12 protein-coding genes and 1 riboswitch are annotated in these 12,576 nt (G+C 44.4%); of the genes, 2 read left to right on the top strand and 10 right to left on the bottom strand.

Annotated elements, in window-relative coordinates; genetic code table 11:
• Positions 1-73: 73 nt before the first annotated feature.
• The 9 genes from ADM98_RS04360 to pta all read right to left on the bottom strand — a co-directional run bounded on the left by ADM98_RS04360 (position 74) and on the right by pta (position 10,734).
• Positions 74-517, bottom strand: a complete 444-nt coding sequence (locus ADM98_RS04360; RefSeq protein ID WP_053452427.1) for a GDYXXLXY domain-containing protein — start codon at positions 515-517, stop codon at positions 74-76.
• On the bottom strand, positions 514-1,701 hold the full coding sequence (locus ADM98_RS04355; protein WP_053452426.1) for a DUF2157 domain-containing protein: 1,188 nt from the start codon (positions 1,699-1,701) through the stop codon (positions 514-516). The genes ADM98_RS04360 and ADM98_RS04355 overlap by 4 nt, the downstream gene beginning before the upstream one ends.
• Before the next feature lie 167 nt (positions 1,702-1,868).
• Positions 1,869-3,848, bottom strand: coding sequence for a methyl-accepting chemotaxis protein (locus ADM98_RS04350; protein ID WP_053452425.1), 1,980 nt, complete (start codon positions 3,846-3,848; stop codon positions 1,869-1,871).
• A gap of 191 nt (positions 3,849-4,039) precedes the next feature.
• Positions 4,040-5,281: a hypothetical protein gene (locus ADM98_RS04345; RefSeq protein WP_160315912.1), complete on the bottom strand. Its 1,242-nt coding sequence runs from the start codon at positions 5,279-5,281 to the stop codon at positions 4,040-4,042.
• Between the two features lie 315 nt (positions 5,282-5,596).
• Positions 5,597-5,896: a rhodanese-like domain-containing protein gene (locus tag ADM98_RS04340; RefSeq protein ID WP_053452423.1), complete on the bottom strand. Its 300-nt coding sequence runs from the start codon at positions 5,894-5,896 to the stop codon at positions 5,597-5,599.
• A gap of 124 nt (positions 5,897-6,020) precedes the next feature.
• Positions 6,021-7,397: an amino acid permease gene (locus tag ADM98_RS04335; protein WP_053452422.1), complete on the bottom strand. Its 1,377-nt coding sequence runs from the start codon at positions 7,395-7,397 to the stop codon at positions 6,021-6,023.
• A gap of 221 nt (positions 7,398-7,618) precedes the next feature.
• The gene (locus ADM98_RS04330; RefSeq protein ID WP_053452421.1) at positions 7,619-8,920 is read right to left on the bottom strand and encodes a nucleobase:cation symporter-2 family protein; all 1,302 of its coding nucleotides are present in this window, start codon (positions 8,918-8,920) and stop codon (positions 7,619-7,621) included.
• A complete protein-coding gene (locus ADM98_RS04325) occupies positions 8,917-9,501 on the bottom strand; it encodes a xanthine phosphoribosyltransferase (protein WP_053452420.1) in 585 nt (194 codons plus the stop codon). The genes ADM98_RS04330 and ADM98_RS04325 overlap by 4 nt, the downstream gene beginning before the upstream one ends.
• A 76-nt stretch (positions 9,502-9,577) precedes the next feature.
• A riboswitch (purine riboswitch) is annotated at positions 9,578-9,677 on the bottom strand.
• 70 nt (positions 9,678-9,747) lie between these two features.
• Positions 9,748-10,734 (bottom strand): phosphate acetyltransferase, encoded by a 987-nt coding sequence (pta, locus tag ADM98_RS04320; RefSeq protein ID WP_053452419.1) that lies wholly within the window; start codon positions 10,732-10,734, stop codon positions 9,748-9,750.
• Between the two features lie 345 nt (positions 10,735-11,079).
• Between pta and hemQ the strand changes: the two genes are divergently transcribed.
• Both hemQ and ADM98_RS17445 read left to right on the top strand, forming a co-directional pair.
• Positions 11,080-11,856: a hydrogen peroxide-dependent heme synthase gene (gene hemQ / locus ADM98_RS04315; RefSeq protein ID WP_053452418.1), complete on the top strand. Its 777-nt coding sequence runs from the start codon at positions 11,080-11,082 to the stop codon at positions 11,854-11,856.
• Between the two features lie 103 nt (positions 11,857-11,959).
• On the top strand, positions 11,960-12,109 hold the full coding sequence (locus tag ADM98_RS17445) for a hypothetical protein (RefSeq protein ID WP_023466754.1): 150 nt from the start codon (positions 11,960-11,962) through the stop codon (positions 12,107-12,109).
• A 96-nt stretch (positions 12,110-12,205) separates the two neighbouring features.
• Here the strand turns inward: ADM98_RS17445 and ADM98_RS04310 are convergent, their stop codons facing one another.
• Positions 12,206-12,574 (bottom strand): DUF423 domain-containing protein, encoded by a 369-nt coding sequence (locus tag ADM98_RS04310; protein ID WP_029343179.1) that lies wholly within the window; start codon positions 12,572-12,574, stop codon positions 12,206-12,208.
• Positions 12,575-12,576: the final 2 nt, after the last annotated feature.

Below are 12,576 nucleotides of genomic sequence, written 5' to 3'. Positions count from 1 at the left end.
CTACGCATGCAGATTCAGTTGTCTGAAAATTTAAATTAATCGTACATCCGTTTCATTCCTGACGCAAGGTTTTTTACTCAGAAATTTTTAAATCCGTCGTCCGAATCGTTCCCCATGGCGACACATCTGCTCGGACTTCGAGTGCTTTTGCTTTTTCATATTGTTTTCCGCTTCCCTGTTCGACATAATACTGCGTCAACTGTGGAATCGACACGTATTGATCGTAATAATCGCCGGCGACACTTCCAAAGAATCGCTCATTCGAAATACGATCGATTTGTGCATAACCGGAAGCATCCGTCTTGAAGCTGACATAGACACGACCGTTTTGAACTGTTGCATCTGGTTTTAAATCTGGATATTGAAGCATCACGTACTCACCGTAAACGGGATCAAATGGATCAAACGGCTCTGCCCGAAAGCGATACGATGTGCCGAACCAGGAGGTCGCAAAAAAACTGATGATCAACAGACTAACGACACATGTCTGAAGTATAGGCATGAGATAACGTTTCATGATGCCACACCTCCTCTACGGCGTATCCACCATAAGACACCGGATAATAGGAAGATAAGCAATGCACCGATGAGGAAAAATAAAGACATGTTCAAACGATCCCAGGCATAGATGACGTAAATTGCGACTTGAACGAGAATGAAATAGAGAAAGGCTGGCCAAACGACTGCATGACGGCGTTCTTGATATAACAGATAAAGTAGCGCGGATAATTCAAAGAGGATAGCGAGTAGAATCGCCTGTTCATCAAGCCAAAGGACTCCGACGAAACCAAGCGGAACGATGAATAATAAAGAACGGCGTTTTTGATAGAGGAAGATTCCTAACCCGATGGATACGATTGCTAGCAGAACTGCTTCTATCACGGATGGTAATACAACGGTTGATTCCGCACGAACGGACAGATAGATGATCGAACTGATAGCAGCAACGACCAGGTACAGCATTTCGACAATTCGGCGATTGGACTCCTCACGAACAAGCCAGAGCAGTGGAACGAGTAAGAATAGCGTCCAGACTGGCCACAGGAATCCGTCATACGATACAAGGAGAAATAAGGATAGACCACTAAAGAAGAGGAACAACCAGCTAAACAAAAGTGACGGTAGACGTTGACTAAAGTAAAACCAGCTGAACGAAAGTATGACCATGAGACCAAACGACGTCCAGTCAAGATAACTCGCCTGCTCCTGACCAAAGCCTCCGAGACTCGTGAAGATCGTCCATCCGGAAAGAAAGGCAACGACACCGTATGCTTCATGACGCCAAAGCACATAATGCACTAACGCGGCGACAAACACACACCAACCGAGTAATGACCCTTCCATCGGCAAATGAAAACTTTGAACAACGACGAGAATTGAGGCACCAAATGCTAGGATTCCACCGATTCGAAAGACAACCGGATGAAGAATACGACGACGTTCTGAAAGATCTGCCATGACGTAACAGCCCCACATGAGTGCTACGACAAGTCCGATTTTCCAGCCAATCGGCATCGCTTGCCAATTGGCGGCTAAAAAGCTGAACACAGCCAATGCGATGAATGTCCCTCCTACGATTAACAAGAGCGGTAGACGTTGCTTTTCCTTACGATGGTTCTCATAATCAACGATTCGTTCGACAGTTGCTTCATCCAAAAGACCTGCTTCGCTCCACTCGTTCAACTTGCGTAACTGCTTCACCGTCCCCACCTCCTTCGAAGTGTTAGATACTTATTAAATTCCCGTTTTAGTGCCGTCTCAAGCTCGGATTCACAGGGATTTCAAGTTGTTTGTTCAATTCGTCACAGAATGTTGACAGACAAAAAAAGCAAGGAAGACAGACTTCCTCGCTTTGTGTAATCAATTGTTTAAACACGGAAACGAGCAACGAGTCCCTGTAGCTCTTCCGCCATATCAGATAATGCTTTAGCTGATTGCGAAATCTCTTCCATCGCACTCAACTGTTCTTCCGTCGTCGCTGCGACTTGTTTCGACGCGGACGAATTCTCTTGCGCGATATGTGCGATTTCAGTCGCAGACGCCGATACTTCCTGGACATTCGCCGCGATTTCTTCGACCGTTGCCGTCACGTCTTCGATCCTTGGCGTCATTTCCTGCGTACGTTCGAGAATTTTTTGGAATCGTTCTGCTGATGCTTCTGTCGTCGACAAACCGGCTTTCGTCTGTCCTGAAACTTCCTTCATCATCGTGACCGATTGATCCGTCTCTTGTTTAATGTTTTGAATCAATTGCGCAATTTGTTTCGTTGAATCCTGTGATTGCTCTGCTAGTTTACGCACTTCACTCGCGACAACGGCAAATCCTTTTCCGTTTTCGCCTGCACGTGCTGCTTCGATTGCCGCGTTCAGTGCTAACAAGTTCGTTTGCTCGGCGATCCCGTTGATGACATCAACGATTTTTCCGATTTCATTCGAACGATGGGCAAGTGACGTGATAACACCGCCGAAGTTCTGAACAGAAGCATCGATTTCTTTCATTTGCTCAACGTTCTGCAATACAGCAACTGTTCCATTCTCGGCTTCTGTGGCCGTTGAACGTGACAGTTCCGAGACGTCCGTTGAGCTCTCAGCGATTCGCATGATGCCTGCTGTAATCGATTGAAGTGAAACAGCGTTCGCATCGAGTTGACGTTTCGATTGATCCGCCCCTGCTGCGACCTGTTGAATCGATCCCGCAATCTGCTCTGATGCAGATGTCGTTTGGGCAGAGTTCGCCATCAATTCCTGTGAAGAGCCAGCCACTTGTGTAATCGACTGATCGAGATTGATGATGATCGAACGGAGTGAGTCGACCATGACATTAAAGCTTTGCGCAACTTGCCCGACCTCATCGTTTGATTCAACGATGACGGGTTCCGTCAAATCACCAGATTGAATCCGTTCTGCCCCACGTGTCAAATGACCGAGTGGGCGTAAGATCGAGCGAAGGATGAAGTAAATGAAGACGGCTGCGACGAGTAACATTCCGCCAATGACAGCAAGCGTCGTCCAAAGAATGCTCGATGTCGCGTCTGTGATTTCATGATCGTACAGGGTTCCGGCAACCTTCCACTTCGTTAAATCGTTTGTCATGAAGTCCATCTTTTTGCCTTCATTTTCATATTCATACGAAAATTGTCCGGCTGGGTCAGCATAGAGTGGTGCAACCCAGTTCCCAGTTGCTTTTTCACCTGGTTTTAACGTTGGGTGCGTAACGAACTTTTTATTCGAATCGAGAATCGTCACATAACCTTCTTTACCGATTTTAATCTTTTTCGCGATTTCTGCGATGCGGTCTACATCGACATCAATCGCCACTACGCCTCTTCCGTTACCCGTCGTCTGCGAAAGCGTGACCATCATCTTGTTCGAGGCAGCATCGACATACGGATCGGTAATGACGACTTTGCCACCTGCTGCTTCCGCTGACTGATACCACGAGCGTTCGCGTGGATCATAATCCTCGGGCATGACCTGTTCTGGGAAAATGTTCATATCCCCCTCCGTCGTCGCGAAATAGATGTTCGCTGCTTGCGGATGCATGTCGAGGTATTCGGTCATTTTTTCCTTTAACGCTGCATTTTGTTTTCCTTTTTGATAGAGTGTTCCGTCAATTCGGTCCGCAAAAAAGGCGACATCGCGTCGCATCGGATCAATGATATTTTGAATCTCATCGTTCATCCGATCGACTCCACCGTGTGCCGATTGCAAGATTTGCTCCGTCATCGTTTGTTTCGCCTGATTGTAAGCGACAAATCCAATCACGAGTGCTGGAATTACTAACAATAAAATTGATGTTAGTATTAATTTTTGTTTGATACTCATCGTTCGTTTAATCTTTTGTTCCATGTGTCACTCCATTCTCGAGTGCAAGGACTCGCTATTCTACTTTGTTTATCGGTTAGAATGTGTAATTTTTCACAGGAAAGAAAAAAAAGAAGAAAATTCCTTTTTTAAAGGAATTTTCTTCAGAGGTATCGTTCAGTTGATTACATTCGTATTATCTAAGTATTATTGAACGTTTAAAAGAAGAGAGCCCATCAATTCAACATACGAAAATCATATGAAAACACATCGTGTGTTTGAGTAGAATTCAAAATTTCAGCTAACCCTTTAATTCTACTCTCAGTAACTTTTTTGCCACTTGATAGAGAATAGGTTTCAATCAAATATTTTTCAGCACTTTTTGGATCGTATCGCAACATGTATAAAAAGTTTTCCTTAAAAAAACTTTCTTCATGATGTTGCGTTGCTTCTTGATTGATCTGCTCCAGTTTAAATTTTTTACTGATTCTAGTTGTTTTTGTATCAAACGTCATAATATTTCCAAGTCCATCGATATAATATATTATCCCTTTGTATAAGTGAGATGAATTTTTTATGTTATATGGGATTGAAGTAGTTGAATCTTCGTCTTTCTTATACGAATACATCAGAAATGTTTTTTGTTCAAACGAATTCTTATCAATTCGTTGCATGACCAATTTATTCTTTTCTTCATGATCGATTTCACTAACTTTTAGCACGACATAGTAATAGTCTGAATCACTCAGAATAGAAGAGAACGCTTCAATTTCATTTTTTCCTTCAATCTTCAGTTCGGCTTGAGCAGCTAGCTTCATTTTTCCTGAAGAAAAAGTAACATCTTGAATCCTCATCGGTGAATTTTCTTCTTGAACATTCTGTGTAGTCAGTAATACAATCCGATCTTGATCAGTTCCTGCCGCATTTATATAAAACGGAATAGTCGCCTCTTTAAATCCGGATTTATTACCATAACTTAGTGTATAGGTGTATTTATTCTGTTTATCAAACCCTGTGTTGAAAAGCGAGAAAAATAGTTGTTTTTTTGGAATGTATCCCGTTTGTTCTCCCATATATTGCGGTTTCTTTAGATCAAATTCTTTGTACGAAGAACTAATTAATCTCATCTTTTCTGAATCCACTAGTAAAAGATCGTTTTGAGGAGAGACAGCCAAATTATTTAATTCTAATCCTTTAGACGAAAATGATTTAGCCTGATTTTTACGATCTATAAATACAGTTAATCCAAGACCATCCCCTCCTATATCTTGATCTGATGTCGTCGAGAAATATACAGCGGCTTTTTGCTTCTTCAAAAAATCTGATTTTTCGATGGTTTCTTGAGACAGACTATGCGGTATAGGCTTTAGATAATCAATGGCATAATAAAGTATCGTTCCACCTATTACGATAAGTACGGGTATGAGTATTAGGTATATTTTTTTTCTCATTTTATCTCCTTTTTTACTTTCAAGCATAAAAGTTAATATGAGTATTCCACCACTCAAAATATCAACTCTTGTTAATTAAAACGATTTATACAATATCAGATTACACTAAAAATAGTATTTTTTTACATAAAACTTTATTTTTATATAGGTTTTTATTTCCAAAAAAATGTTATTGAGTAATAAAATAATATGATTACTTTCCTTTTAATAAACGTTTTAAACAAAAAAAGTCCCTTACTTTCGCCAGTAACGTACTGTCAAAAGTAAGGGACTTTCAAATATCACATAACGCTCGATGCTACATTCATTCTAAGTTATCTAACTTGACTACAATCAAAAAAATTATGCTTCCTGATCGCCCTTCCAGTTCATCATACCGCCTTCAACGTTGACGACGTCGTATCCATATTGCTCGAGGAAACGACCAACGTTTTCACTCCGTCCACCTGCTTTACAGATCAAGTAGTATGTTTCGCCTTCTTGAAGTTCTGTATAGCGTTCACCAATCTCAGACATCGGAAGGAAGCGGACGTTTGGAATATGTCCTGCATCATATTCATCTTGCTCACGTACGTCGACGACATGTAACGCCTCGCCTGTTTCTAATCGCTCTTGTAACTCATCTACATGAATCGTTTTCATCTCGTATGACCTCCTGTATCGTTCTGTCGTAAGTGTAGCAAATCTCTCATTAAAACAAAACGAAACCGTTCGATACAAGGGAACGAAAAAGACGAATCCACTTACGGATCCGCCTGTTGTTATATTATTCCCCCGATGCTCGACGTGTCGATTGACGTGTCTCCTTATGCATTCCCCGTGCATAATAGACGGCAATCAGAATCGCGTACCAAAGTGGTCCAACGACGAGAGCGATCCGTGTACTTGCATCAAATGCCATCAAGACGATGACACCAGCAAGTGCTGCGAGTGCGATATAGTTCGCAACTGGGAAGAACGGAACAGCGAACTCTGCTGAACCGTGTACTTTCCGCGCCCGCATCTGAGCGATTAAAATCATCGCCCACGTCCAGACAGCTCCGAACGTTGCGATACTCGTCACGATTGCAAAAACATCTTCCGGTAAGAAGTAGTTCAAGGCAACACCGACAAGCAACGCAACACCCGAAAGAATCGTTGCAAGTGCTGGAACACCGTTTTTCGAGATTTTCGAGAAACGACGCGGTGCTTCACTGTTCTCGGATAAGTTCATCATCATCCGGGCTGTCGAGAAGATACCCGAGTTACATGACGAGAGTGCTGCCGTTAAGACAACAAAGTTGATGATACCGGCTGCTGCCGGAATACCGAGCGATTGAAACAGTAATACGAATGGACTGCTGTTGTTCGCACCAACTTGATCCCATGGATAAATCGATAAAATGACGAAGAGTGCCCCGATATAGAATACTAAAATCCGAAGGAAGACGTTATTAACGGCTTTTCGAATCGTTTTCTTCGGGTTCTTCGCTTCCCCTGCTGTGACCCCAATCACTTCAATTCCTAAGAACGCAAACATGACCATCTGCATAGCAAGGAGTACTCCACCGAATCCGTTCGGTAAGAATCCACCATGTGACCACAGGTTCGAAATCCCAACCGGTGTGCCACCGTTTCCAAGACCAATGACGATCGTCAAGGTCCCTAAGATGATCATGGCGACGATCGCGACGATTTTAATCAACGCAAACCAAAATTCGAATTCACCATAAAATTTAACAGCAATAAAGTTGATACTCGTCATCAACACAAGTGCTGCTAGTGCCCATACCCACCCCTGGGAATCTGGGAACCATACTTTCATGTAAATACCGACTGCTGTGATTTCCGCCATACACGTAAAAATCCAGAGTAACCAATAATTCCAACCTGTTAAAAAGCCAGCTAATGGACTGACATACTTCCGGGCATACTCTGCAAAACTACCAGCCACCGGTTCTCGCACCGCAAGCTCCCCAAGTGCTCGCATGATAATGAAGATGATGATACCACCGATAAGATAACCAAGTAAGATCCCTGGACCTGCCAGTTGGATCGCTTTCGCCGATCCGAGGAAGAGTCCAACACCGATTGCCGCCCCCAGCGACATCAATGTAATATGACGTTCTTCCAGTCCCCGATTCAACTCTGTCTGTTGTTTCATTTTTACGACGTCCTTCCCGTCTCTGTTTGTTTCTTAGCAGTTCCCCGTACCGCTACGTTGTCAGTATAAAGAAGATGTGTCGATTTTGTAAACGTTTTCATATGATATTTCTTACCAAAACCACATACTCGGAATATTCTGATTACGTTGGCAGTATAAAAAAAGGAACCTCCTGCTACTAAGTAGTATACAGGACGGCTCCTTTCGGAAAGTTACAATTGTTAATCAACTTTAGCAAGTGGAGCGTCTACTGACTCAGACTTACCGGTCAACCGGAAGATTCCGTTTAACAATAACGCCGTCAGAGAACCCGCGACGATCGGACTATCCGTCAAGACACGGATTTGCGATGGAAGCCCGGCAACGATTTCAGGATTCATACTGATTCCTAGACCGATTCCAAGGGCAAGTGCCACCGTGATGACGTGTTCGTTCTTTGAAAAATCCACTCGCGATAGAATACGAATTCCGCTTGCTGCGACCGTTCCGAACATAATCAACATCGCCCCACCCAAAACAGGTTTTGGAATCAACGTCGTAAACGTCGCCACTTTCGGTAAGAAACCGAGCAAGATCAAAAATCCACCAGCAAACAAAATGACTTTACGTGTCTTCACGCCAGTCAACTGAACTAGACCGACGTTTTGGCTATACGTCGTATACGGGAAGCTGTTGAAGATACCGCCAACGATCGTTGCAACCCCTTCTGCCCGGTATCCACGTGCCAAATCCTTATCCGTCAAACGACGATCCGTAATCTCACCAAGCGTCAAGAATACGCCCGTCGATTCGACCATCGAGACGAGACCAACGAGTGTCATCGTCAAGATGGCTGTGGCGTTGAATGTCGGGACACCGAAGTAGAACGGCGTCACCATTTGGAACCATGACGCTTCCGCAACTGGGCTAAAATCGATCATTCCCATGCCAAACGCAACGAGTGTACTGATCATCACAGCAATCAAGACAGCTGCTGCTTTTGAGAAGACCGTGCCGTAGCGATTCAAAATCAAAATCAAGACGATTGTTAATCCCGCAAGTCCAAGATAACGTAAGTCACCAAAGTCCTTCGCTCCCTGTCCGCCTCCGATGTCGTTAATCGCAGCCGGAATCAGTGAAATCCCGATGATCGTGACGACTGAACCAAGGACAACTGGTGGAAACAGGACCGCAATCTTACTAAACCAGCCCGAGATGACAAGAATGATGAGACCACTGGCAATCAACGCACCATAAATTGCTGTAATGCCTTGAAGACTTCCAATCGCAATCATTGGACCAACTGCTGTAAAGGTACATCCGAGTACAACAGGAAGGCCAACACCTGTGTATTTCGTGACGAGTACTTGTAATAAGGTCGCCACCCCACACATGAAAAGATCAATCGCAACGAGATATGCAAGTTCTTCTCCTGACAATCCGATCGCACTCCCAACGATCAGTGGAACAACAGCTGCTCCCGTGTACATCGCAAGCACATGCTGAAGTCCGAGACTGGCTGCTTTGAAGTTCGACAATCTCATACTGTCACCGAGTCGACGAATGTCGCTTTTCCGTCCTTCAATGACTCCACACGCGCGAGTGACTCGACACGGAATCCAGCGTCGATTAGCTTTTGACGTCCTGGTTGGAATGACTTTTCAATGACGATTCCAAAACCAGCAACTTCTGCTCCCGCCTGTTCAACGAGACGTGCGAGACCGAATGCCGCTTCCCCATTCGCAAGGAAATCGTCGATGATCAAAACACGTTCGCCCGGTTGTAGGTATTTCTCTGCGACCGTAATTGTGCTCGTCTGCTGTTTCGTAAACGAGAAGACTTCAGCTGAAATCGTTCCTTCGTTCAGCGTGACGGATTTTGTCTTACGGGCATAGACCATTGGTACACCTAAACGGAGCGCTGTCATCATTGCCGGGGCAATCCCACCCGCTTCGATCGTCAGAATCCGTGTGATACCTGCGTCTTGAAAACGTTCCATGAACTCATAGGCGATTTCCCACATCAAGGTCGGATCGACCTGGTGATTTAAAAAGGCATCCACTTTCAATACTTGATCCGATAATACGATTCCCTCTTGATTAATCATGTCGTGTAGACGTTTCATATATACATTCTCCTCTTTAAAAAACGAAAAAACGTACAGTCGCTACCCGGGGGCAGCCACTGTACGCCAAAAAAGAGAGCAGTAACTCACCACCCGTAGTCGGACCGTTACGGCGATCCGGTAGAGACTCGTGGGCCAATTCCCACTATTATACGAGCGTTGCTATACGTTTACGTTTCGTGATTTTCGTGATGTGTACCATTGTACGGGGTTTAGCGAAAAAGTAAAGACTTTTTCACACCGTGCTTAGGCTTGGCGTTCTTCGACCGCTTGTGCTGCCGTGATGATCGCAAGTTTGTAGACATCTTCTTCGTTACAACCGCGTGAGAGATCGTTGACCGGTTTGTTCAAACCTTGAAGGATCGGACCGATTGCTTCGAATCCACCAAGACGTTGTGCGATTTTGTAGCCAATGTTTCCTGCTTCAAGACTTGGGAAGATAAAGACGTTTGCTTGACCTGCAACATCTGATTCTGGTGCTTTTGATTTTGCGACACTCGGAACGAATGCAGCATCAAATTGAAGTTCGCCATCGATCGCAAGTTCTGGTGCACGTTCTTTTGCGATGCGTGTTGCTTCAACGACACGCTCTGTCTCTGGTGATTTTGCTGAACCTTTTGTAGAAAAGCTAAGCAATGCGACTTTCGGATCAATCCCGAATGTTTTCGCTGTTTTCGCAGATGCGATTGCGTTCTCTGCTAAATCGTTCGCATCTGGTGCAATGTTGATTGCGCAATCTGCGAAGACGTATTGCTCATCGTCACGTACCATGATGAAAACGCCAGATGTTTTTTTATAGCCTTCTTGCATTTTGATGATTTGAAGTGCTGGACGAACTGTATCGCCTGTTGCGTGCATTGCACCCGAGACGAGACCTTCTGCTTGTCCTGTGTGAACGAGCATCGTACCGAACGTGTTCACGTCTTTTAAGATGACTGCACGTGCTTGCTCTTCTGTCGCTTTTCCTTTACGACGCTCGACGAACGATGCGACGAGCTCATCAATGCCAGCGTAAGAAGCCGGATCGATCGTATCGAGTCCAGTGACATCGATGCCGTTCGCTGTTGCTGTTTCTTCGATTTGTACGCGTGGTCCGATGACGATTGGTGTGACGAGACCATCTTTTTTCAAACGGACAGCTGCGCCAAGAACACGCGCGTCAATTCCTTCTGGGAAGACGATTTTCGGTTGGTGCGCTTTAATCTTTTGTTCTAACATATCGAATAATTGCATGAGTTTCTCTCCTTTTTAAATAAACACGACGTCGTCGATTTGATCCATTTTCTTTTCCACCGTTTATTATACACAGTTCTCAATCGTTGTTAAAACAATTTGTAAAAAAGTTATCTAACAAAAGCACTGAAGCCATATTCATCGACTATTACAGATATTTTCAAGAATGATACAGAGACTGTTTCCAAGCAAAATAATATCCCATTCCCCTTTTACCCACTCTCTGCTTTTTTCATGTGTTACGACTTCATGGACAAAGACCTTTTCGGGCGAAGCCCATCCATAGAATGTGATAAGATAGGATGTGGAAAAAAACAATTTATTTCAGACTCAGGAGGTCATCCCATGCAACACCAAACATCTGAACCGACTGCTACGCAACAAGCCGCTGAAACACTCGACGGCTGGTATACATTACATGATTTCCGCCGGATTGATTGGTCACGCTTGAAACAAGTCGACGCAACAGACCGTGCGCGCATGATCGAAGAGTTCCAAGCCTTCCTCACAGAGCTTTCTGGCGTCGAAGAAGCTAAAGATGGAAGCCATGCACTTTATACGATCATTGGTCAAAAAGCGGATCTCGTCTTGATGGTTCTTCGTCCAACGATGGAACAAATCCAAGACGTCGAAGTCAAGATGCAGAAACTCGATCTATATGATTACCTCATTCCGACGTATTCTTACGTCTCTGTCGTTGAACTCGGAACGTACCGTGGTTCAGGCGAAGGAAATCCATACGAGAATCCTTACGTGCGTGACCGTCTCTATCCAATCCTGCCGCAAGCGAAGCATATCTGCTTCTATCCGATGAGCAAGTCGCGTCGTGATGGTGACAACTGGTACACGCTTTCGATGGAAAAACGTAAAGAACTCATGTACCGTCATGGTATGATCGGTCGGAGTTATGCTGGGAAGATTCAGCAAATCATCGGTGGGTCGACTGGATTCGACGATTGGGAATGGGGCGTCACGCTCTTCTCAGACGACATTCTTCAGTTCAAAAAAATCGTCTACGAAATGCGTTTTGACGAAGTTAGCGCGAAATACGGCGAGTTCGGTGAGTTCTTCATCGGTAACCGTCTTGAAAGTGAACAATTAAATACTCATTTTGCACTTTAATGTGTTGAATGACGTTTGATAGAAATATCTCATGGGAATATACTCCTTGCGGCTACAAAACAGACTATACAATAGTAGGTTGATTACGTAAGGAGGAATTACCATGGGGAATGCTATGAACCGATCAACACGATCGCGTGAATTGCAATTCGCTGTGCTTTCAAAAGAGCTGAAACCGGTTGCAGATCGCGTACTGGATCGCTATGAGCAAGCATTATCGAAGCTAAACAAAACACAAACGACAAAACGATGAACTCGTTTTGATACCTACGCCTACTCCATCGCGAGTAGGCGTTTTTCGTACAAAAAAGACCGTTCTTCTTCATCATGGAAGAAAAACGGTCAATTATCATAATCCTTTATAGGCACCAATTGCGACAAAGATCCATGCCGCGATGAATAAGACGCCACCAATTGGCGTGATGGCTCCCAGTTTCGTCACGTTCGTCAATGCCATGACGTACAGACTACCCGAGAAGAAGACGATTCCGGCGAGCATCAGCCATGCAGCTAATGACCATTGTGGAATCGAAACTTTCAACAACAAGCCGCCTAGTGCCAAGATTCCGAGTGAATGCACCATCTGATACAGAACACCAGTCTGCCAGTTCGCGAGCATACGTTCCGTCAACATGTCTTTTAAAGCATGTGCACCAAACGCCCCAAGTGCGACCGATAACATCATCGAGATCGCGCCAATCATAATGAATACTTTCATAC

Origin of the sequence: Exiguobacterium sp. BMC-KP (genome assembly GCF_001275385.1) — a bacterium.
Classification (GTDB): Bacteria; Bacillota; Bacilli; order Exiguobacteriales; family Exiguobacteriaceae; genus Exiguobacterium_A.
This window is presented reverse-complemented; position numbering and strand designations above follow the sequence as displayed.

Bases quoted from the DNA above. Each gene is read 5' to 3' on its own strand.
- ADM98_RS04335 (WP_053452422.1), bottom strand. From the start codon at position 7,397: ATGAAACAACAGACAGAGTTGAATCGGGGACTGGAAGAACGTCATATT.
- hemQ (WP_053452418.1), top strand. From the start codon at position 11,080: ATGCAACACCAAACATCTGAACCGACTGCTACGCAACAAGCCGCTGAA.
- ADM98_RS04350 (WP_053452425.1), bottom strand. From the start codon at position 3,848: ATGGAACAAAAGATTAAACGAACGATGAGTATCAAACAAAAATTAATA.
- ADM98_RS04345 (WP_160315912.1), bottom strand. From the start codon at position 5,281: ATGCTTGAAAGTAAAAAAGGAGATAAAATGAGAAAAAAAATATACCTA.
- ADM98_RS04340 (WP_053452423.1), bottom strand. From the start codon at position 5,896: ATGAAAACGATTCATGTAGATGAGTTACAAGAGCGATTAGAAACAGGC.
- ADM98_RS04360 (WP_053452427.1), bottom strand. From the start codon at position 517: ATGAAACGTTATCTCATGCCTATACTTCAGACATGTGTCGTTAGTCTG.
- pta (WP_053452419.1), bottom strand. From the start codon at position 10,734: ATGCAATTATTCGATATGTTAGAACAAAAGATTAAAGCGCACCAACCG.
- ADM98_RS04330 (WP_053452421.1), bottom strand. From the start codon at position 8,920: ATGAGATTGTCGAACTTCAAAGCAGCCAGTCTCGGACTTCAGCATGTG.
- ADM98_RS04325 (WP_053452420.1), bottom strand. From the start codon at position 9,501: ATGAAACGTCTACACGACATGATTAATCAAGAGGGAATCGTATTATCG.
- ADM98_RS17445 (WP_023466754.1), top strand. From the start codon at position 11,960: ATGGGGAATGCTATGAACCGATCAACACGATCGCGTGAATTGCAATTC.
- ADM98_RS04310 (WP_029343179.1), bottom strand. From the start codon at position 12,574: ATGAAAGTATTCATTATGATTGGCGCGATCTCGATGATGTTATCGGTC.